At 69.5% G+C, this 20470-nt stretch carries 25 protein-coding genes; 15 read left to right on the top strand and 10 right to left on the bottom strand.

Features of this window, described 5'->3' with window-relative positions:
- Positions 1-153: 153 nt before the first annotated feature.
- On the bottom strand, positions 154-684 hold the full coding sequence (locus M5E06_RS12825) for a GNAT family N-acetyltransferase (RefSeq protein ID WP_252138432.1): 531 nt from the start codon (positions 682-684) through the stop codon (positions 154-156).
- The gene (locus M5E06_RS12820; protein WP_252138431.1) at positions 681-1331 is read right to left on the bottom strand and encodes a glutathione S-transferase family protein; all 651 of its coding nucleotides are present in this window, start codon (positions 1329-1331) and stop codon (positions 681-683) included. Before M5E06_RS12820 ends, M5E06_RS12825 begins: the two co-directional genes overlap by 4 nt.
- A 236-nt stretch (positions 1332-1567) precedes the next feature.
- Between M5E06_RS12820 and M5E06_RS12815 the strand changes: the two genes are divergently transcribed.
- The 5 genes from M5E06_RS12815 to M5E06_RS12795 all read left to right on the top strand — a co-directional run bounded on the left by M5E06_RS12815 (position 1568) and on the right by M5E06_RS12795 (position 6620).
- A complete protein-coding gene (locus tag M5E06_RS12815) occupies positions 1568-2230 on the top strand; it encodes an alanyl-tRNA editing protein (protein ID WP_252138430.1) in 663 nt (220 codons plus the stop codon).
- Between the two features lie 445 nt (positions 2231-2675).
- The gene (locus M5E06_RS12810; protein ID WP_252138429.1) at positions 2676-4055 is read left to right on the top strand and encodes a leucyl aminopeptidase family protein; all 1380 of its coding nucleotides are present in this window, start codon (positions 2676-2678) and stop codon (positions 4053-4055) included.
- Positions 4056-4239: 184 nt separating this feature from the next.
- Entirely contained in the window at positions 4240-5262 is a 1023-nt protein-coding gene (fliG, locus tag M5E06_RS12805; RefSeq protein WP_252138428.1) for a flagellar motor switch protein FliG, read from the top strand.
- Positions 5263-5275: 13 nt separating this feature from the next.
- A complete protein-coding gene (locus M5E06_RS35825; RefSeq protein ID WP_252138427.1) occupies positions 5276-6121 on the top strand; it encodes an AraC family transcriptional regulator in 846 nt (281 codons plus the stop codon).
- A 43-nt stretch (positions 6122-6164) separates the two neighbouring features.
- A complete protein-coding gene (locus tag M5E06_RS12795) occupies positions 6165-6620 on the top strand; it encodes a DUF2000 domain-containing protein (RefSeq protein ID WP_252138426.1) in 456 nt (151 codons plus the stop codon).
- 20 nt (positions 6621-6640) lie between these two features.
- Here the strand turns inward: M5E06_RS12795 and M5E06_RS12790 are convergent, their stop codons facing one another.
- Together M5E06_RS12790 and M5E06_RS12785 are read right to left on the bottom strand one after the other, a co-directional pair.
- Positions 6641-7837: a sensor histidine kinase gene (locus tag M5E06_RS12790; RefSeq protein ID WP_252138425.1), complete on the bottom strand. Its 1197-nt coding sequence runs from the start codon at positions 7835-7837 to the stop codon at positions 6641-6643.
- Positions 7838-7906: 69 nt separating this feature from the next.
- Entirely contained in the window at positions 7907-8404 is a 498-nt protein-coding gene (locus M5E06_RS12785) for a low molecular weight protein-tyrosine-phosphatase (RefSeq protein WP_252138424.1), read from the bottom strand.
- A gap of 166 nt (positions 8405-8570) precedes the next feature.
- Here M5E06_RS12785 and cobB point away from each other — a divergent pair, with 166 nt between their 5' ends.
- Together cobB and M5E06_RS12775 are read left to right on the top strand one after the other, a co-directional pair.
- Positions 8571-9311: a Sir2 family NAD+-dependent deacetylase gene (gene cobB / locus M5E06_RS12780; RefSeq protein ID WP_252138423.1), complete on the top strand. Its 741-nt coding sequence runs from the start codon at positions 8571-8573 to the stop codon at positions 9309-9311.
- On the top strand, positions 9304-9915 hold the full coding sequence (locus M5E06_RS12775; protein ID WP_252138422.1) for a uracil-DNA glycosylase family protein: 612 nt from the start codon (positions 9304-9306) through the stop codon (positions 9913-9915). Before cobB ends, M5E06_RS12775 begins: the two co-directional genes overlap by 8 nt.
- Positions 9916-9931: 16 nt before the next feature.
- Here M5E06_RS12775 and M5E06_RS12770 read toward each other — a convergent pair whose 3' ends face one another.
- Complete coding sequence (locus tag M5E06_RS12770; RefSeq protein ID WP_083896940.1) at positions 9932-10282, bottom strand: metallopeptidase family protein; 351 nt, start codon at positions 10280-10282, stop codon at positions 9932-9934.
- A 141-nt stretch (positions 10283-10423) separates the two neighbouring features.
- On the opposite strand from M5E06_RS12770, the gene M5E06_RS12765 reads away from it, so the two are divergent.
- Positions 10424-10726 (top strand): 4a-hydroxytetrahydrobiopterin dehydratase, encoded by a 303-nt coding sequence (locus M5E06_RS12765; RefSeq protein WP_109074376.1) that lies wholly within the window; start codon positions 10424-10426, stop codon positions 10724-10726.
- 103 nt (positions 10727-10829) lie between these two features.
- Complete coding sequence (locus M5E06_RS12760; protein ID WP_252138421.1) at positions 10830-11141, top strand: polyhydroxyalkanoic acid system family protein; 312 nt, start codon at positions 10830-10832, stop codon at positions 11139-11141.
- 172 nt (positions 11142-11313) lie between these two features.
- Here M5E06_RS12760 and M5E06_RS12755 read toward each other — a convergent pair whose 3' ends face one another.
- Genes M5E06_RS12755 through M5E06_RS12745 form a run of 3 tightly spaced genes read right to left on the bottom strand, consistent with a single transcriptional unit; the run spans position 11314 to position 14377 of the window.
- On the bottom strand, positions 11314-12339 hold the full coding sequence (locus tag M5E06_RS12755; RefSeq protein ID WP_252138420.1) for a site-specific tyrosine recombinase XerD: 1026 nt from the start codon (positions 12337-12339) through the stop codon (positions 11314-11316).
- A 42-nt stretch (positions 12340-12381) separates the two neighbouring features.
- On the bottom strand, positions 12382-14256 hold the full coding sequence (locus M5E06_RS12750) for a hypothetical protein (RefSeq protein WP_252138419.1): 1875 nt from the start codon (positions 14254-14256) through the stop codon (positions 12382-12384).
- Positions 14237-14377: a hypothetical protein gene (locus tag M5E06_RS12745; protein ID WP_199230887.1), complete on the bottom strand. Its 141-nt coding sequence runs from the start codon at positions 14375-14377 to the stop codon at positions 14237-14239. The genes M5E06_RS12750 and M5E06_RS12745 overlap by 20 nt, the downstream gene beginning before the upstream one ends.
- A gap of 352 nt (positions 14378-14729) precedes the next feature.
- Here M5E06_RS12745 and M5E06_RS12740 point away from each other — a divergent pair, with 352 nt between their 5' ends.
- From M5E06_RS12740 to M5E06_RS12720, 5 genes are all read left to right on the top strand, one after another.
- Positions 14730-15425: a shikimate kinase gene (locus tag M5E06_RS12740; protein WP_252138548.1), complete on the top strand. Its 696-nt coding sequence runs from the start codon at positions 14730-14732 to the stop codon at positions 15423-15425.
- A 49-nt stretch (positions 15426-15474) separates the two neighbouring features.
- Entirely contained in the window at positions 15475-16620 is a 1146-nt protein-coding gene (aroB, locus tag M5E06_RS12735; RefSeq protein ID WP_252138418.1) for a 3-dehydroquinate synthase, read from the top strand.
- 118 nt (positions 16621-16738) lie between these two features.
- Positions 16739-17227, top strand: coding sequence for an SRPBCC family protein (locus tag M5E06_RS12730; protein WP_252138417.1), 489 nt, complete (start codon positions 16739-16741; stop codon positions 17225-17227).
- A 166-nt stretch (positions 17228-17393) separates the two neighbouring features.
- Positions 17394-17855, top strand: a complete 462-nt coding sequence (locus tag M5E06_RS12725) for a CBS domain-containing protein (RefSeq protein ID WP_109152042.1) — start codon at positions 17394-17396, stop codon at positions 17853-17855.
- Positions 17856-17975: 120 nt separating this feature from the next.
- Complete coding sequence (locus M5E06_RS12720; RefSeq protein ID WP_252138416.1) at positions 17976-18593, top strand: DUF2889 domain-containing protein; 618 nt, start codon at positions 17976-17978, stop codon at positions 18591-18593.
- Between the two features lie 61 nt (positions 18594-18654).
- On the opposite strand, the gene M5E06_RS12715 is transcribed toward M5E06_RS12720, so the two are convergent.
- Together M5E06_RS12715 and M5E06_RS12710 are read right to left on the bottom strand one after the other, a co-directional pair.
- Positions 18655-19137 carry a ribbon-helix-helix domain-containing protein gene (locus tag M5E06_RS12715; protein WP_109074991.1) on the bottom strand — a complete coding sequence of 161 codons (483 nt, stop codon included), beginning with the start codon at positions 19135-19137 and terminating at the stop codon, positions 18655-18657.
- Between the two features lie 255 nt (positions 19138-19392).
- Complete coding sequence (locus M5E06_RS12710) at positions 19393-19668, bottom strand: BolA family protein (protein WP_109074990.1); 276 nt, start codon at positions 19666-19668, stop codon at positions 19393-19395.
- Between the two features lie 211 nt (positions 19669-19879).
- Here M5E06_RS12710 and M5E06_RS12705 point away from each other — a divergent pair, with 211 nt between their 5' ends.
- Entirely contained in the window at positions 19880-20464 is a 585-nt protein-coding gene (locus M5E06_RS12705) for a DnaJ domain-containing protein (RefSeq protein WP_109074989.1), read from the top strand.
- Positions 20465-20470 lie beyond the last annotated feature (6 nt).

The raw sequence follows: 20470 nt of genomic DNA, 5'->3' as shown, positions 1-20470 counted from the left end.
AGAACCGCGTGCGCCCCTGATTCCCACCAAACCCACGCTGTGCATCCCCCTCACCCCGCCCCTCTCCCCAGGGGGGAGAGGGAGTCGAGGGGCGGACATGAGAACGGCGCGCCATCCGGCAGGACGGCGCGCCGTTTTTCTTTTGCGGTTGCGTCAACCGGCGGTCGGGGGCCGCTCCAGCACCATGACGACGCTGTCGAAGCGGTTGCCGGGTGGAAACTCCATTGAAGTCCGACCGGTCGCGACGAAGCCGGCCGAGGCATAGAACTCCTCCGCCACCAGGCTGGCGTAGCACAGCATCCGCGATGCGCCCGCCGCCGCGGCATCGGCGACGCAGCGGTCGAGCAGCGCCCGCCCGACGCCACGGCGCAGCCAGTCGGGATGGGTGGCGAAGTGCCGGACATGGGCCAGTCCGGGCTGCGGCGCACGGGTCGGCTCGCCCGGCCAGTCGAAGCTCCAGCCGCCGCAGCCGACCGGCGTGCCGTCCGCCGCCTCCGCCAGATAATAGGTTCCGGCGCCCAGCAGCGCCGGATTCGACCGGGTGATGATCGGCAGCACCCGCTCCATCACCTCCGGCGGATAGCCGGCGGGCATCAGGGCCGGGTAGGACGCCGCCAACACCGCATCCACCGCGCCGGCATCGTCCGGCCACGCCCGGCGGATGGTAAAGGCGGGATCGCTCAAGGCTCGAATTCCCACGGCTCCGCCTTGGCCGCCGCGATCCACTCCCGCATCGCCGGCAGCGCCAGCACCGCGTCCATATAGGCGCGCGACTCGGGCGATACCGCGACGCCATAGGTCTCCAGCCGCGTCACCACCGGGGCGAACATGGCGTCGGCGATGGTGAAGGCGCCGAACAGGAACGGCCCACCCGCCGGCTTGCCGAAGCGGGTGCGGGCGTCGGCCCACAGCGCCTCGATCCGGGCAATGTCGGCGGCGGTCGCCTCGGTCATGCCCTCGCCCTTGCGGTCGCGCTTGAGGTCCATCGACATGGTGGTGCGCAGCGAGACGAAGCCGGAATGCATCTCCGCCGCCACCGAGCGCGCCACCGCCCGCGCCGCCCGGTCCGCCGGCCACAGCCGGGCATCGGGCGCCAGCTCCGCCACATATTCGCAGATTGCCAGCGAGTCCCAGACAGTCAGCCCGTCATGGATCAGGGTGGGCACGCGGCCCGACGGCGAATGCTCGGCGATTCGGGCGGCGGTGTCGGGCTGGCGCAGGGGAATGACGGTCTCGGTGAAGGCCAGCCCGGTGTGCTTGAGCGCCAGCCACGGGCGCAGCGACCAGGACGAATAGGTCTTGTTCCCCATCACCAGGGTCAGGTCGGACATCGGACGGCACCTTTCGAAACGGGCAAACAGCGGGGGCGTGAGCATGACCCACCTCACGGACCGCAACAAGCCTTCCGGTTGCGCCGGGGCAGGCATCCGCCCTACCCGCGCGACAAACCTCCTCGGGATGTTTCATTGGAGCGGCTATACTGGGCGGCTGAATGGGCGGCTGAATGGGCAAATGGGCCATCCATTTGGAAAACGTCGTTGATCTGTGGCTTTCCGCGAGGCACTCCATGACCCGGAAACTGTTCTGGGACGATCCCTACCGCACCCGCCTGGAAACCCGCATTGCCGGGGTGGACGGCGACGAGATTACGTTGGAGGCCACCATCCTCTACGCGCTTTCCGGTGGGCAGGAGAGCGATGCCGGCACGATCGGCGGCTTCGAGGTGCTGGAAGCCCGCAAGGACGGTCGCGAGATCCGCTACAGGCTTGCGCCCGGCCACCGCCTCGCCCCCGGCGACGCCGTTGCGGTGGCGATCGACTGGGAGCGCCGCTACCGGCTGATGCGCCTGCATTTCGCGGCCGAGATCGTGCTTGAACTGGTGATGGCTCGCCTGCCCGGCATCCACAAGGTCGGCGCCCATATCGCCGCCGACAAGGCACGCATCGACTTCGCCTGGAACGAGCCGCTGACCCCGCTGCTGCCCGAATTCGCCGAACGGGCGGCGCGCATCGTCACCGCCGACACCCCCGTCCTGAGCGGCTTCAGCGACGAGGCCGCCGAGCGCCGCTTCTGGGAGATCCCCGGCTTCGCGCGGGTTCCCTGCGGCGGCACCCACCTGCGCCGAACGGGCGAGATCGGTGCGCTGACGCTCAAGCGTCGCAACACCGGCAAGGGCAAGGAGCGGATCGAAATCGCGCTGGCCGATGCTCAAGCTTCGGCCGTGCCCTAGTCGCTTCCCGGCATCGGCACGCCCGCCCGCCCGCGTCCTCCCTGTTCATCCAACCGCTGGCGGCTTCCCCTCCCTGTGCTAGGATAATTTGCCTACGGGATTGGGAGGTCATGGCATGTCCCCGATGCGTCGTTCCATTGCAGCAGATCGTCCCCCGCCCGGCGCGGGAACAGTGGAACATCGCCGGAAACCTGTTTCACGGTGTTTCATCCGTTCCATCCACCCCCGCCGAAATGACCTGATGGCCGGACCATGGCAACCGGATGGAACAGTGGAACATCGCCGGAAAACTGTTTCATGGTGTTTCATCCCCCGACTTTCACAGCCCGCCCATGCCTGCCCGGCGCATGCCACCCCTTTCCAGCCGCCACCCGGCGCGCCATCCTTGGGGGATGGGCATCCGTTCCGGATGCGTGACGTGATTTCGTGAGAAGGATCCTCAGTCTTGCTCGCCACCCTGCTTGCCGTTGACGGTCCGGACACCGTCGCCCTCACCCCCGTGACCAAGGCCGGACTGGCCGACTGGCTGGCCGGGCAGTCGCCGGCCGTCGCCTCCTGGGTCAAGGCGGTGGGCTTCACCGGCGAGGCCGGATCGACCGTCTTCCTGCCGGGGCCGGACGGCGCCGTCGCCCATGTGCTGGCCGGCGTGTCGGCCATCGACGATCTGTGGGCCTTCGCCGGCCTGCCCGCCTCGCTGCCGGCCGGCTCCTACCGGATCGACGCGGCGCTGGACGCGCGGGCGGCGACGCGGGCGGCGCTGGGCTGGGCGCTCGGCAGCTACCGCTTCAGCCGCTACAAGAAGCCGTCTGAGAAGGGCTTCGCCAATCTGGTCTGGCCGGCGGAGGCCGACCACGGCGAGGTGGAGCGGGCGGCGACCGCCACCTGGCTGGTGCGCGATCTGGTGAACACCCCCGCCTGCGACATGGGACCGGCCGAACTGGCCCAGGCGGCGCAGGATCTGGCCGCCGAGTTCGATGCGGCGGTCGAGGTGATCGTCGGGCAGGACCTGCTCGACCGCGACTATCCCGCCATCCACGCCGTCGGCCGCGCCAGCCCGCGCGAACCGCGGCTGATCGACCTGCGCTGGGGCAACCCGGAACACCCCAAGGTTACCATCGTCGGCAAGGGCGTCTGCTTCGACACCGGCGGGCTGGACCTGAAGCCGTCGTCCGCCATGCTGATCATGAAGAAGGACATGGGCGGCGCGGCGCATGCGCTGGCGCTCGGCCGGATGATCATGATGGCCGGGCTGCCGGTGCGGCTGCGCGTGCTGGTGCCGGCGGTGGAGAATGTCGTGTCGGGCGACAGCTTCAAGCCGCAGGACGTGCTGAAGACCCGCAAGGGCCTGACGGTGGAGGTCGGCAACACCGACGCCGAGGGGCGCCTGATCCTGTGCGATGCCCTGGCCGAGGCGGATTCGGAGAAGCCGGAGCTGCTGATCGACTTCGCCACCCTGACCGGTGCGGCGCGCGTGGCGCTCGGCCCCGACCTGCCGGCGCTGATGTGCAACGACGACGCGCTGGCCAATGACCTGACGGAGGCCGGGGCCGCGGTCGACGACCCGATGTGGCGACTGCCGCTGTGGGCACCCTACCGCAAGGGGCTGGACAGCAAGGTGGCGGACATCAACAACGTCACCACCAACGGCTTCGCCGGCGCCATCACCGCCGGGCTGTTCCTGCAGGAATTCGTGTCGAAGGGCACGCCCTGGGCGCATCTCGACACCTATGCCTGGAACGGGACGAATCGTCCCGGCCGTCCGGAAGGCGGCGAGGCGCTGGGCCTGCGCGCTGCCTATGCGGTGATCGCCAAGCGGTTCGGCTGACGGCACAGCCGGCGGAGGACGGCAGGAAGGGCGGGGAATCGGCTGACTTTGTCCCCGCCCTTCACCCCCGAAGGGATGGAATGCGCAAGGGGATCGTATTAAAACGGAAGATCAGTAAACCTGACGTGTAAGAATGAACCGCTCGCCCGATCGCGAGGTGAGCGGCGGTGGTGGAGGCGGACAGATGGCGTTGAAGGTTCGCGAGGATTATCGGACCCTCACCGGCCCGGAAAAGGCCGCCATCATGATGCTCGCGCTGGGCGAGGAGCATGCCACCAGATTGTTCTCGCTGATGGACGACGAGGAGATCAAGGAACTGTCCCAGGTGATGGCCAACCTGGGCACGGTGTCGGCCAACCTGATCGAGCGCCTGTTCGTCGAGTTCGCCGAACAGATGTCGGCCACCGGCTCTCTGGTTGGTTCCTTCGATTCGACCGAGCGCCTGCTGCTGAAGACCCTGCCGAAGGACAAGGTCGACCAGATCATGGAGGAAATCCGTGGTCCGGCCGGCCGGACGATGTGGGACAAGCTGGCGAACGTCAACGAGTCGGTGCTGTCCAACTACCTGAAGAACGAGTATCCGCAGACCGTCGCCGTCGTGCTGTCCAAGATCCGCCCCGAACATGCCGGCCGCGTGTTGACCCAGCTTCCGGAAAGCTTCGCGATGGAGGTCGTCATGCGCATGCTGCGCATGGAGGCTGTGCAGAAGGAGGTTCTGGACGACGTCGAGCGCACGCTGCGCACGGAGTTCATGACCAACCTCGCCCGCACCAGCCGCCGCGACAGCCACGAGATGCTGGCGGAGATCTTCAACGGGCTGGACCGCACCACCGAGCACCGCTTCATGGCCGCCCTGGAGGAACGCAACCGCGACAGCGCCGAGCGCATCAAGTCGCTGATGTTCACCTTCGAGGACCTGTCGAAGCTCGATCCCAGCGGCGTCCAGACGATGCTGCGCACCGTGGACAAGCAGAAGCTCGGCACCGCGCTGAAGGGCGCGTCGGAAACGCTGAAGGACCTGTTCTTCTCCAACATGTCCGAACGCGCCGCCAAGATCCTGCGCGAGGACATGGCGGCGATGGGTCCGGTGCGCGTCCGCGACGTGGATGAGGCGCAGATGTACATGGTCCAGTTGGCGAAGGACCTTGCCGCCCGCGGCGAACTGGTCATCTCCGAGGGCGGCGGCGAGAACGAACTGATCTACTGATCGGGAGGATGGAGTGCCCGGCGGAAAGGACGACTGGGTGGCGGTGCGCCGCGATGCGGAGACCGGCATCGAAACCATCCGCGCCCATTTCCGCGGCCATGCCTATGACCTGCACGACCATGACGAGCTGCTGGTCGGCGTCACCGAGCAGGGGGTGCAGGCCTTCCGCTGCCGGCGGCGGCTGCACACCAGCGTCCCCGGCCGCGTCATCCTGATCGAACCCGGCGAGGCCCATGACGGCCACAGTCCGGGGGAAGAGGGCTTCACCTATGCCATGCTCTATCTGCCGGTGCCGCTGCTGTCCGCCCGCGGCGAGGCGCTGCGCAGCCTGATGCCGCGGGGTGGCGGCATGCCGCTGGGCTTCCGCGACACGCTGGCCGACGATCCCGGCCTTGCGGCGACGATCCGCACCGCCTTCCTGGCCCTGCATCAGCGCGAAGGGCGGCTGGCCCGCGACCTGTCGGTGGACCGGCTGGCGGCGAGGCTGGCCGGCCATCTCGCGCCACCGGAGGAGCGCCGGCCGCTGCGTCCCGACCGCGCCGCCGCCCTGGTGCGCGACCTGCTCCATGCGCGGATGGCCGAGGATGTCGGGCTGGACGAGCTGGCGACCGCCGCCGGCGTCGACCGCTTCCGGCTGAACCGCGCCTTCCGCGCCGCCTTCGGCCTGTCGCCGCACGCCTATCTGGTCCGGCTGCGCCTGCGCGCCGCCCGGCGCCGGCTGGCGGACGGCGAGGCGCCGGCCCTGGTCGCGGCGGAGGTGGGGTTCGCCGACCAGAGCCATCTCGGCCGCTGGTTCCGCCGCGCCTATGGCCTGACGCCGGCCGCCTATCGCGATCTGTGCACGAACGTTCCAGACTGAGGCGCCATCATCCGGCATCTGGTTGGGCAAAGGAGAAACCACCATGCCCGATAGCCTGATGCCCGAAACCACGCCCACCGATGCCCCCATTCGTTTCGACACCAAGGTCGCGCTGGTCATCCGCGCCGACCTGGCGGTGTGGCAGAAGCTGAACGTCGCCGCCTTTCTCGCCACCGGGATCGCCGCCGCGGCGCCGGACGCGCTGGGGGAGGAGTATATCGACGGCGCCGGCCGCCGCTATGGCCGGATGCTGGGCCAGCCGATGCTGATCTTCGCCGCCGACACCGATCAGTTGCAGGCCGTCCGCAATGCCGCACTGGAACGGGGGCTGACACTGGTGCCCTATGTCGCGGCGATGTTCGCCACCGGCCACGACGCCGCCAACCGCGCGGCTTTCCAGGCCGAGGATCCGAACGCCCCCGATCTGGTCGGGCTGGCCCTGCGCGGGCCGAAGAAGGCGGTCGACAAGACGGTGAAGGGGCTTGCCCTGCACGGGTGAGAGGTTCTCCCTCCTGCCCGTCACAGCTCCTGCGGCACGGTGATCGTCACGGTGGTGCCGTCACCCGGCATGCTGTCGATGACGAGCCGGCCGCCGAGGGGCCCGGTCACCGTGTTGAACACCACCGCCAGCCCCAGCCCCTTGTGGCCGCGGCCGCGGGCGGTGGTGAAGAAGGCGTCGGTCAGGGTCGGCAGATTGCTGGCCGGAATGCCGGCGCCACGGTCGCGGACGGTCAGGCTCCAGGCGGGGACAGCATCCAGCATCGCCGGCCGGATCGTCACCTCGACTTCGCCCGGACCGCCGCCATAGCCATGGGCGGCGGCGTTGGCGAACAGGTGATGCAGCACCCGGTCCAGATGCGGGGCACAGCCGATCCAGGGGCAGGCGGGACCCGGTGCGACCCGGATGGCCAGCGGCAGGTCGGGATGCTGGACGGCGAACAGGGCCGCCGCGTCCTCCGCCATGCGGCGCAGTTCCAGCGCCTCCAGCGGTTCGGAGTTCTGGCAGGCGGCGATGGCGGAAAACGCCTCCACCAGTTCCACCGCGCGGGCGAGGTTGGCGTCGAGCAATGCTGCCGGTTCGCGCAGTTCCTCGGACGACAGCGGGCCGCTGCCGGGCCGGGCCAGATCCTGCAGGTGGCTGGCGGCGGTGACGCAGACGCCGAGCGGCGTGTTCAGCTCATGCGCCAGCCCGGTCACCGCCTGGGTGATGGCGCGCTGACGGGCCAGCGCCGATTCGGCGATGCGGGCGCGGCGTTCCAGATCCTCGCGCACCACCCGCTCCGACACCTCGCGGATCATCCGGCTGAGTTCACGCAGCAGCTTCGCCAGCAGGTCGGGCGAGGGCGAGATCAGCGCCAGGAACAGGTCGCGTTCCAGCTCGAACACCGTCACCGGCGTGGCGGCGATGACGGAGGCGGAGCGGGCGCCGCCATCGATCAGCGCCATCTCGCCGAAGCAATCGCCGGCGCGGCGGAAGCCGACCTCCACCTGACCGCCGAAGGGGTCGTTGCGCACCACCCGCACCGTGCCGTCGAGCAGGACGTAGAGCGAGCTGGCGACATCTCCCTCACGCATCAGCACCGTGCCGGCCGGGGCGTCGAACACCCGCCCGCGCGATGCCACGGCGGCGCGCTCCTCCGGCGAGAAGGCCTCGAACAGGACGATGCCGTCGAGGATCCCGCCGGGCGTGGTGATGCCGGTGGCTGCGATGGTCATGGCTGAGGGATGCTCCGAAAGGGCTTCGCCCCGGCAGCATAGACCAAGCGGCCGGGGAACGGTGATACGTTAACCGATGCTTTCGCGAATCGGAAACCTGCTTTCCCGCGACAGGCGGTCCAGCAGGCCGCGCGATCCGGCCTCGCACAGGTCCAGCACCTCTTCGAACCCGTCGGGACCGCCGTAATAGGGGTCGGGCACCTCCTGCCCTTCCAGCCCTGATGCGTCGTCAAGGAACAGGCGGAGTGCGGCAGTGGCGCCCGCCGGGGCGATGCGGCGCAGCTGGGCCAGATGGCCGTGGTCCATCGCCAGGATATGATCGAAGCGGGTGAAGTCGGCCGCCACCACCTTGCGGGCGCGCAGAGCCGACAGATCGACGCCGCGGGCCAGCGCCGCACGCTGCGTACGCGGATCGGGCGGCTCGCCGACGTGATAGCTGTGGGTGCCGGCGGAGTCGGCGGTCACATGGCTGCCGAGACCGGCGCGGTCGGCCAGATGGCGGAACACCCCCTCGGCGGTGGGCGAGCGGCAGATGTTGCCCGTGCAGACGAACAGGACCTTGACCACCTGCGGTATCCCCCTTCTTTCTTTTCAACGGCTTTACTTCCGGGCGCGACGAGCGTACGCCGCAGCAGTTTTCCACGTGACCGGTTTCCGAACCGTTAGATCGGATCGCGTAAAATCGCATTCGATTTGAAGCGTGACTCCGATCGCCAAATACTAAGGGGATCCCATGCCCTCACCCGCGCTGACCAACCGCCTGCGTCCCACCGACTCGATCGTCATCCTGACCGGGGCCGGGATTTCCAAGGAGTCGGGGCTGGACACCTTCCGCTGCGCCGGCGGCATCTGGAGCCAGGTCGATCTGGAGGATGTGGCGACGCCGGAAGGGTTCGCGCGCAACCCCGACCTCGTCCACCGCTTCTACAACGACCGCCGACGCGGTCTTGCCGACCCGGCGGTGCAGCCCAACGCCGCCCACCGGGCGCTGGCGGAGCTGGAGCGGCGCTGGAAGGGCGAGGTCCTGCTGGTGACGCAGAACATCGACGATTTGCACGAGCGCGGCGGGTCCAATGCGCCGCTGCACATGCATGGCGAGTTGCTGAAGGCCTTCTGCTTGCATTGCCGCACGGTGACGGAGGTGCAGGGCGACCTGTCGGTGCACGACCATTGCCTGACCTGCGGGCGCAAGGGCGGCATGCGGCCCGACGTGGTCTGGTTCGGCGAGATGCCCTATCAGATGGAGCGCATCCAGCGGGCGCTGGAGGAATGCGACCTGTTCGTGTCGATCGGCACCTCCGGCCATGTCTATCCCGCCGCCGGGTTCGTCGCGGAGGCACGGTCTGCCGGCGCCTATACCGTCGAGCTGAACCTGGAACCCTCGGAGGGCGCCTCCTATTTCCACAGCTCCATCAACGGCCCGGCGACCCAAGTGGTGCCGGCCTTCGTCCAGGATTTGCTGACGCTTGTCTGATGACATTGCCGAAGGCGGCTCAAGCCTCGACCGCCTGTTCGCGAGGGTGCGCGCCTGCACGCTGTGTGCGGGGGTGCTGCCCCATGGCTGCCGCCCGGTCGTGCGCGGCAGCCCGACCGCCCGCCTGCTGATCGTCGGGCAGGCGCCCGGCGCGCGGGTGCATGCCAGCGGCATTCCCTGGGACGATCCCTCCGGCGACCGGCTGCGCAAGTGGCTGGCGATGGACCGCGCCGCCTTCTACGACGAAGCTCGCATCGCCGTGGTGCCGATGGGGCTGTGCTATCCCGGGACCATGCCGAAGGGCGGCGATTACCCGCCGCGGCCCGAATGCGCGCCCTTGTGGCACCCGCCGCTGCTCGACGCGCTGTCGGGCGTGCGATTGACCCTGCTGGTCGGGCAGTATGCCCAGGCACACTATCTCGGTGAGCGGCGCAAGGCGACGATGACGGAGACGGTGGCGAGCTGGCGGGAGTACGGCCCGGCCTTCATGCCGCTGCCGCACCCGAGCTGGCGCAACACCGCTTGGCTGAACCGGAACCCCTGGTTCGAGGAGGAGCTGGTGCCGGCCCTGCGCCGCCGGGTGGCCGACGCGATGGGCGACTGAACGGCCCTTCCCTGCCCTACTCCATGGTCTCGATCCGCTCCATGTCCTCGTCGGAGAAGCCGAAATGGTGGCCGATCTCGTGGATCAGGACATGGCGGACGATGGCGGGAAGCTCCTCCCCCGTCTCGCACCAGTAATCCAGGATCGGGCGGCGATAGAGGAAGATCATGTCCGGCCCGCCGCGCAGGTCGGCGACGCTTTGCCGCGTCAGATCCACGCCCCGATAGAGCCCCAACAGGTCGAATGGGCTTTCCAGCTCCATCTCCCGCTCGGTATCCTCATCGGGAAAATCCTCGACATGGATGACGAGGTTCCCGACTGGGGCGAGCAGCTCCGCCGGGATGGTGTCGAGCGCCTCTTCGGCCATGCGCTCCAGGTCTTCGACCGTGGGCGGAACCGTATGGGGACCTGAAGGTTTCCGTATCATGCCGCAGAAGGTAGCGAACCGCCGCCCGTTCGCCAAGAAGCTGCGGGCGGCAAAAGAGAGACTGAGGAAAGGGAGGTCATCATGTCCGATCGCCTTGTCGGTGCGCCCCGCCAGACGGCGCTGAAGGAACTGCACGGCTGGGCGGAGGTGTTGGAGCGCGACGCCATCCGCAAGACCTACCATTTCGCCGATTTCCCGGCCGCCTGGGGCTTCATGACCCAGGTCGCCCTGCTGGCCGAAAAGACCGGCCACCATCCCGAATGGTTCAACGACGTCGGCCGGGTCGAGGTGATCCTCTACACCCGCAGCGCCGACGCCGTGACCCAGGCCGACATCGACTTCGCCCACCGCCTGGACCAGATGGCGCCGCTGCACGACCGCTGAGGCGGCTGGCACGGGACCCATCGGCCCACCACGGGCGTTACCCTTGTCCCGTCGGTGCGGTGCCGGCGGGACCCCCGACCCGTGCAGTGCGGAGCCGCCGACCATGCCGAAACCCTTGACCCTGTCCATCCCCCACTCGCTCGGCCGGGCGGAGGCCAAGCGCCGGCTGGTCGACGGCATGGGCGAGGTGCGGGCGCGCCTCAGCGCCGTGGCGGCCAGCGTCGACGACAGCTGGACCGACGACCGCCTGCACTTCCGCGTCGTGGCGCTGGCCCAGACCATCGCCGGCCACATCGACGTGCTGGAGGAGAGCGTCGAGATGGAGGTGCAACTGCCCTGGGCGCTGGCGCTTCTGGCCGACAAGATCAAGAACAAGGTCACGCGCCAGGGCACGCTGATGCTGGAGAAGAAGTAAGGGTTTGTGGGGGAGTGTCGGCTTCGAATGCCCCCTCCCCAACCCTCCCCCGCTCTCGCGGGAGAGGGAACAAGTGCTTGATTGGTAAGGCGGCGGCAGTCCCTCCCCTGCGAAGCGGGGGAGGTTAGGAGGGGGCAATCGAAGCCCGCACCTACCCCCATCCTTACCTCCCCTACCCCTCCGACGGCTCCTCCACCTTGCGGCGCGCCAGCGGGTGGTGGTCATGCATGACCTTCTTCAGCCGTTCCGTCACCACGTGCGTGTAGATCTGCGTCGTCGCGATGTCGGCATGGCCCAGCATCTTCTGAACGGAACGCAGGTCGGCGCCATGGTCCAGCAGGTGAGTGGCGAAGGCGTGGCGCAGCACGTGCGGACTGACCTTCTCCGGGTCGATGCCGGAGTCGATGGCGAGTTGCTTCAACAACTGGGCGAAGCGCTGCCGCGTCAGGTGCCCTTCGCCGGAGCTGCGTGACGGGAACAAGAAAGGGCTGTGCCCGGCGTCCGCACCAGCGGTCGGCGGGATGAAGTGGCCGCGGAACGGGATGTAGCCGGCCAGCGCCGCCAGCGCCGGGTCGGACAGCGGCACCATCCGCTCCTTGCCGCCCTTGCCGCGCACCAGCAGGCCGCGGCCGTCGCGCATGATCGCGGTCATCGGCAGGCCGACCAGTTCCGACACGCGCAGGCCGGTGGCGTAGAGCACCTCCAGCAGCGCCACCAGCCGCAGCCCCTCTGGCCCGCCGCGCGCCTCGGCGGTGGACAGCATGGCGCCGACCTCCGCCTCCGTCAGGATCTTGGGCAGCGGGCGGCCCTGCTTGGGGCTGTCGAGCGGCGAGGCGGGATCGTCCACCCGCCGGCCTTCCGACAGCAGGAAGCGGTAGAACTGCCGCATCGCCGACAGCCGCCGCGCCACGGTGCGCGGCGCGCCGTCCTTGCTCTGCACCGCCAAATAGGCACGCAGATCCTCGGTCCCCGCCGCCTCCAGCGCCACGCCGCGCTGGGCAAGCCAGCGGCCGAGGTCGGCAAGGTCGCGCTCGTAGGCCAGCCGCGTGTTCACCGCCGCCCCACGCTCCGCCGTCAGCATGTCGAGGAAGGCGTCCAGGTGCGGGGAGGTGGCGAGCGTGCGCGGCTTGCACGGCCGGCCTCGGCGTTTGGCACCGGGTTTGCCGGTCACCTTGGTGGAGGGCTTGCTGCCGGTCATGGTGTCGGCGTCATGGTTGTGATGGGTTCCCCGGTCATGAGGTCAGTCGGCGGTCGAGGTGGGCATGGACGGGCCGGCGAGGGCGGCCATCGCCTCGCGGACCAGCGCGCGGGCGTCCGGCTCCAGCCCGACCGCCTTCAGGTTGGCCGCCACGCGGGCGGTGACGACCGGCGGCAGGGCGGCGGGTCCGGCCTCCCCCATCAGCAGCAGGGCGACGGCCACCGTCTCGCCGATGCGCCCACCGGCCGCGGCGTCGCCCAGCCGCTGCCACAGCGCCGGATCGACACCGGCATCGCTGCCGCTGGGCGGACCGGTGCCGTCGGTGGCCTTCATCCAGGCGTCATCCGGGATGGCGACTCCGGTGGCCTGGAGAAGCGCCAGCTGGCCGGCGATGCGGTTGCGGGTAAGGCCGTCGGCGCCGCGCAGCGCCTCGTCCAGCCATGCGGTCAGCGCGCGCGGATCCTCGGCACCGCGCCCGGTGGCGACCACGGACAGCGGCCACAGCCAGGCGGTGTCGGTGCTCCGCCCGCTGCGCAGCGCCAGATCCTGCCATCGTCGCGCCTGATCGAGTCGGCCTAGCGCGTAATAGAGCCGGGCCGCCGCCGGTGCCAGCGCCGCGGCGTCGCCGCTCGGCGACACGCTGTCGAGCAGCCCCGCCGCGGCATTGCCGACCGGCCCGGCGCGCAGGCGCGGATCGACCAACTCCACCGCCAGAGCGGCCAACGCGACGCGCCGCCGCCCGTCCATCGCCGCCGCCATCGCCTGATGGACCAGGGCGCGGGTGCGGGCGCTGCGGTCGCGCTGGGCGATGTCGCGCACCCGCAGCAGTTCGTCCCCCACCGCCGGCACCTGGGCATAGAGGTCCAGCAGCTGGCGGGCGTCGAGGAACAGTGCCGCCGCTGCCCGCTCGCCGGCAGCGGCGCGGGTGGCGGGATCGGTGGAGGGGTTGGTGGCGATGGCGGCCAGCGCCGGCGGGTTGTCCAGCGGCAGCCGGTCGGGTGGCACGCCGATCCGCGCGGTTCGCATGGCGGCGAGCAGCAACGCCAGCCCCTCGCCATCGCCCTGCAGGGACAGCATCCGGGCCGGCGGCGACGCGGCACCGGCCAGCGCCTCGGCAACCATCAGGAACGGGTCGGACCGCCGGCCGGCGCCGCGCAGCGTGGCCAGCGCCTCGTCGGTGCCGGCCTGATCGCCGACGCGGGCGCGGCAGAACAGGGCCAGCCTGCTCCAGTAGGCAGAGGCGAAGCTCCTGCCGCGGGCCAGCGCCCGCGTGCAGTCCAGGCCGCCGCGCACCAGCTCCGCATCGGTCAGTGCCCTGGCCGCCGGTTCGTCCGCCGCCAACGCCGCCGGAAGCAGGTCGGCCAGATCGGCCGCCCCGGCGGGGTCGCCGAGCCGCGCCAGCTTCTCGATGCGCAGGGCGCCGAACCGGCGGAGCGGCGGCGCCTCCCCGGTCGCGACGGCGGGGGAGCCCGCGCTCAACAGCAGTCGGCGCTCCAGCGCCTTGACGGTGGGGGACGGGGTGTCGACCGGAAGCGCGGCGATCAGGGGCAGAAGCTCCGCCCGGCCGATGCCGCGCCAGGGGTCGCCGCCCAACCCCCGCATGCCGCTGAGGGTGCCGGCCCCGTCCGGGTCGGGCGCACCCAACGACTCGCTCGCGACGGGCGCCGGCCGCGCCACCACGGGGGAGACGGCGGGCGGCGGGGTCACCGCGGGCGGATAGGCCGGCACGACGACCGGGGCGGGGGGCGGGGCGGGTGCTGGGACCGCCACGTCGGGCGTCAGCCGGATCGGCGGGCCGAGGGCTTGGGCGGCGGCGGCCACGGCCCAGCCGGCCAGCAGCAGCCCGGCCAGCAGCGGAACCGCGACCCGGGGGACGCCCCCGGCCGATGGTCGGGGTTCAGCGCGGGAAGCGCTCATCCGGCAGAACCTTCTCCACCGTTTTCGACGGAGCCGGCAGATCCCACGAGGCAAGGAACACCACGCCACCGGCGATCACCAGCAACAGCAGGACGAAGAGGATCGAGAGAAACCGGCTCATGGCACCAAGGACGTGTTGTGTCGGAAAAAACGGAGGAGCGGAGCTACCACGCCCTGCGTCCGCAGGGCTTGGGACAAGCAATGGCTTTTCTGCTAAAGCATCCGCGACCCCGGCCGGGGGCCGGGAGGCGGCGCAGTGTAGCCACAGGTCGGACCGCGGCGCAACCCGTCCCCGGCCCGTTCACGGGTCATCCCCAGCCCGTCCACCCGATCACCGGGCAGGGCCGGGGCGCTTGTGCCGGCCAGCTTTCGGCGGGTATGAGTGTTGTCTGTTTCAGCGGTGTGACGGCCGGCGAGGACATGGGCCGGGGAAATGGGCCTGCTGGCATCGAAGGGTACGGGTGGCGGATCGGATGGATGTGATGGAACTGCGCAAGGCGATGACGGCCCAAGGTCCGGGAACAGGTCCGGGCACGGGTGCGGCGGAGGATGCGGAGCCGCTGCTGCCGCGCACCGTGGTGCTGGTCGGGCTGATGGGGGCCGGCAAGAGCGCCATCGGGCGCCGGCTGGCGACGCGCCTGCACCTGCCCTTCCGCGACGCCGACACCGAGATCGAGGCGGCGGCCGGCTGCACCATCGCCGAAATCTTCGCCCGCGACGGCGAGCCGGTCTTCCGCTCCGTCGAACGTCGCATCATCAGCCGTCTGGTGAAGGACGAGCCGGTGCATATCCTGGCGACCGGCGGCGGCGCCTTCATGGACCCGGAGACCCGCGCCGCCATCCGCGAGCATGGCGTGTCGGTCTGGCTGCGCGCCGAGCTGGACGTGCTGGTCGCCCGCACCGCCCGGCGCACCCACCGCCCCATCCTGAACCAGGGCGACCCGCGCACCATCCTGGGCCGGCTGATGGAGCAGCGTTATCCCATCTATGCCGAGGCCGACCTGACCGTGGTCAGCGACGAACGTCCGCCCGACGTGACGGTGGAACTGGTGATCGACGCGCTGGAGGCGCATTTCGGCGTCCAGCTTCCCCACCGTGCGCCGCGCGGCGCACGGCCCGGCAAGAGCGATACCCCCAAGACCGACGCTCCCAAGACAGACGCCTCCTGATCCTCTTCTCCGCCCCCTTCCCGACCCACCAGCTTCGCGGACTGCCCCGATGACCTCCGTCTCCGCCACCACCCCGGCCGCACCCGGCACCGTCCGCCTGGAGCTGGGCGCCCGCAGCTACGACATCCTGGTCGGCGACGGCGTGCTGGCCAATGCCGGCGAGCGCATCGCCGCCGTCACCCGCGGCCGGGCGCCCATCGTGGTGACCGACGCCAACGTGGCGCCGCTGCATCTGGACAGGCTGAACGCCGCGATGCAGCGGGCGGGGATCGCGCCGCAGCCGGCCATCGTCCTGCCGGCCGGCGAGAAGACCAAGGACTTCGCCCATTTCCAGCAGCTGATGGACGACATCCTGGGCCGCGGCATCGAGCGGTCGACCGTCCTGCTGGCGCTGGGCGGCGGGGTGATCGGCGACATCACCGGCTTCGCCGCTGCGTCGGCGCTGCGCGGCATCGACTTCATCCAGGTGCCGACGACTCTGCTGTCCCAGGTCGACAGCTCGGTCGGCGGCAAGACCGGCATCAACAGCCGCCACGGCAAGAACCTGATCGGCGCCTTCCACCAGCCGCGCCTGGTCATCGCCGACACCGCCACGCTGGACACCCTGCCCCGGCGCGAGGTGCTGGCCGGCTATGCCGAGGTGGTGAAATACGGCCTGATCCGCCAGCCCGACTTCTTCGCATGGCTGGAGCGGAACGGCCGGCGGGTGGTGGACGGCGACAGCGATGCCCGGCGCCATGCGGTGACGGTCAGCTGCCGCGCCAAGGCCGACATCGTCGGCGTCGACGAGCGGGAGAGCGGCGACCGCGCGCTGCTGAACCTGGGCCACACCTTCGGCCATGCGCTGGAGGCGGCGACCGGCTTCGGCCAGACCCTGCTGCATGGCGAGGCGGTGGCGATCGGCATGGTGCTGGCCTTCGACCTGTCGGTCCGGCTGGGTCTGTGCCCGGCCGACGACGCCCGGCGCGCCCGCGCCCATCTGGCCGAGGTCGGCCTGCCGGTGCGCCCGGCCGACATCCCCGGCGTCGCCTGGGACGTCGATGGACTGGTGAGGTCGATGGCCAAGGACAAGAAGGTGCAGGACGGCCGCATCACCTTCATCCTGGCCGACCGCATCGGCAACGCCTTCACCCGCCGCGACGTCGATGCCGCCGCGGTCCGCGCCGTGCTGGACGAGTCGGTCCGGCCCGCCTGATCCGCTATATCACGGACAATCCGCCTTTCGCACAATAGCCGCGCCGACGGTTGCCCGCCCATACTCCCCCGACAAGACCGCGGCCATTCCGCCGCGGCGGAATCGGGGAGGATGGGTGATGAAGGCAATGATGGGCATATCGGCCGTTGCGGTCCTGCTGCTGGCGGCGGCGCCGGCCATGGCGCTTGAGGTGCGCGAGCAGGCGACGATCAAGGCGCCGATCGAGCAGGTGTGGAAACAGATCGGCCCCTTCTGCGCCATCGGCGACTGGCATCCGGCGGTGGAGAGCTGCAATCTTCGCAAGACCGGGAAAAGCCAGGAACGCGACCTTGCGCTGAAGGGCGGCGGCGCCATCCAGGAACGGCTGACCGGCCTGTCCGCCGCCAAGCACCGGATACGCTACACGCTGCTGAGCGGACCGCTGCCGGTGAAGAACTACAACTCCACCATCCGGCTGAGCGCGGTGGACGCCCACACCACCCGCATCACCTGGTCCTCGAAGTTCGAGGCCAAGGGCGCCTCCGACGCGGAAGCCCGCAAGGCCATCGCTGGCATCTACACCAGCGGCTTCGACGGGCTGCGCAAGCGGTTGGAATCCGCCCAGTAACCGCGCCGGCGGCAAAGACATACCGCGATATGTGGTAAGTTCCCAGCAATCGGTTCTATTGACTATCCGTGCATCAAGCTGACAGGATCGGTATGCCGCGCTGCGAAATCGCGGTCGAGTGCATCGTTCGTCCACAAAACCTGCAATCACGAGGGAGACGGGACACATGCCGACACGCCGACTGATGCCTGACGTCATCAAGAACCAGGAGCTGTCCTGCCTGCCGCCGGGCGCCACCGTGCGCGATGCCGCCACGCTGATGGCCGAAAAGCGCATCGCCGCGGTGCTGGTCACCGAAGGGCGCACGCTGAAGGGCATCGTCACCGAGCGCGACATGACCGCCCGCGTGGTCGCGGCCGGCCTAGACCCCGACACCACCCGGCTGTCCGCGGTGATGACCGCCGATCCGGACACGTTGGAGCCGTCGGCCACCGCGCTGGCGGCGCTGGAACTGATGGAGCGGCACCATTACCGCCACCTGCCCATCGCGGTGGGCGGCGAGGTCGTCGGCATGGTGTCGATCCGCGACCTGTTCGCCGTGGTGCGCACCCATCTGGAGGACGAACTGCGCAGCCGCGAGGCTTACATGTTCGGCAGCGGCTATTCGGCGGAGGCCACCCTCGGCTGAGCGCGAGCCGGGGGCTGACCTATAGGTAACGCTGCGTTGCGGCGGGGTCGGGTTGACCGGGCGCCCGGCCCCACCGATAGTCGAGGGTGAGCTATCCTCATTGCTGAACTGGAACGCCCGATGTCCGCGCCCTCGCTGTCCGCCCCCGCCGCGCGCGAGCCGATCCACACCCGCCGCGTCACCTGCCAGGGCTTCCGGCGCGCCGATGGGCTGTGGGACATCGAAGGCCACCTGACCGACGTCAAGAGCTACGGCTTCCACACGGACGAGCGTGGACATCTGGAGCCGGGAACACCGATCCACCAGATGTGGATGCGCCTGACGGTGGACGACAAGCTGACCGTCCAGGCGGTGGAGGCGGTGACCGAACACAGCCCCTACAAGGCCTGCGGCAGCATCACGCCGCGCTTCCAGCAGCTGGTCGGCCTGCGCGTCGGGCCGGGCTGGACCCGCGCGGTGAAGGAGCGGCTGGGCGGGGCGAAGGGCTGCACCCATCTGGTGGAGCTGCTGGGGCCGCTGGCGACCACCGCCTTCCAGACCGTCTACCCGATCCTGGCGCGCGAGGCGGCGGAACGCGCCAAGGCAGCCGGCCAGCCGGTCCAGGACGACGGCAAGCGGCCGGTCCTGCTGAACATGTGCCACATCTTCGACAGCAACGGGGAGGTGGTGCGCAAGCACTGGCCTGCGCACTACACCGGCGGGGAAAACGAAGACGCCCGTGAAGAGGCGGCGGAATAGGCTGCGGACTCCAGCAAATCCGCTTGGCAAATCCGCCGGGCGGGTGCCGAACCGGTCCCGCTCAGGCGTCCAAATGGGATTGGGTGGAACCGGTCAGGGCCGGACCGGGTGACGGGAAATTGCCGCCGACGGCGACCGCGGCCTTGACGCCTTCGGCCTCGTCGGACGGCGGCAGGTCGAACGGCGTGCCGACGAACGGATCGCTGCCGCCGTGTCCGGCGCGCTGATGGCCATCCTCGGTGCAGGCCCGGCGGTAATAGGAGGCGATGAAGACCCGCACCGCGGACGTCAGGGTGACATCCGCATCCTCCGGGTTGATGCCCCGGCGGCGCGCCTGCTCTTCGATCCGCTCCTTGATCTGGGTGCAGAGACGGTTGACGGTCAGACCTTCCCGACGGCCGATGTCCTCCAGAGCATCCCACATCGACGGCTCCAGCCGCATGCTCGTGCGGTGCCCGCCGATCATGATGTTCTGGCTCCTCAACGGTTCCACCCCCGTCTGGGGAGTGTTCACCCGCTTCTTCTTCGGCCCACGCTTCGCCATCCGCAGCCCCTTCCACGAAGCCGCCGGCAGACATGCGAAGTTTGTGTCCGCCACGGCGCGATAAATGGTTGCATATATCGCACTTTACTAAACGTGGCGGGAATTGCAACCACGCTAGCGTCTTTCATTCTTATATGATTTCCTAAAATCGACTCTTGGTTGCATCCATATGTATGTTATTTCCGGCGTCCACCCGCCCATTATTTGGAGCGTGCGAACGGTCAATCGGTGACGGCGCCTGATCCGTTGGTCCGGTCAGGCCCCGGCTTCGCCGGGAGCGTAGGTGGTCAGGCCCAGCGCATGCACCCGCTCGCGCAGTTCGTCGGCCAGCAGGGTGTAGATCATCCGCTGGCGCTCCACCCGCGACTTGCCGGCGAAGGCGGCGGAGACGACGGTGACGTGGAAATGGGTTTCCCCGGCGGCGTCCGCCCCGGCATGGCCGGCATGACGGGCGCTGTCGTCGACGACTTCGAGCCGGTCCGGAGCCAGTCCGGCGGTCAGCTTTTCGCGGATGCGGGTGGCGTATTCCATGGCGGGTCCTGATGTCTGGGCACTGGTCGGGAATGCGTGGGACGGGCGACGCCCGGGAAGCGAGTTCCGACGGCCGCGCCGGCAGCCAGGAGAGGGTGCGAGCCCCGCTTCTGTCAAGCGCCTGTCAAGCACAACGCCCCGCGGATTGCGGATGACGGAAGCCCGATTCGGCGCGCTTGCCAGAGGCATCGGCTCTTCCCATACTTGGCCGATGACCAGGAACCGCACCCGCTCCAGTTACGACAGCTATGCCGCTCCGCGTGCGGCCACCCGTGTGTGCGACCACCCCGAGTGCGTCGCCGCCGGCGAATACCGTGCGCCGAAAAGCCGCAGCAGTCTCAACGAGTACTGGTGGTTCTGCCTGGACCATGTCCGGGAATACAACCGCGCGTGGGACTATTACGCCGGCATGTCGACCGACCAGATCGAGGCGGAGGTGCGGCGCGACACCACCTGGCAGCGGCCGAGCTGGCCGCTCGGCAAATGGGCGACGCAGGAACGCTTCATCCGCGAGCGCGTGGTCAACGGCTTCAGCTTCGAATTCGGCCACGAGGCCGGCAAGACGAAGGATGAGGAAAAGGCGCACCGGCGCCACCACGCCCGCACCGACGAGGAAAAGGCGCTGGCGGTCCTGGAATTGACGCCGCCCGTGGACTTCACACGCATCAAGGCACGCTATCGGGAGCTTGCGAAAAAGCATCATCCCGATGCCAATGGCGGCGACAAGGCTGCGGAAGAACGCCTGAAGGAAATCAATCAGGCCTACAATACGCTGAAAGCCTGTTATGCTGCTTGAAACCCC

This window comes from Azospirillum sp. A1-3 (assembly GCF_023806445.1).
In the GTDB taxonomy this organism is placed as follows: Bacteria; Pseudomonadota; Alphaproteobacteria; order Azospirillales; family Azospirillaceae; genus Azospirillum.
This window is presented reverse-complemented; position numbering and strand designations above follow the sequence as displayed.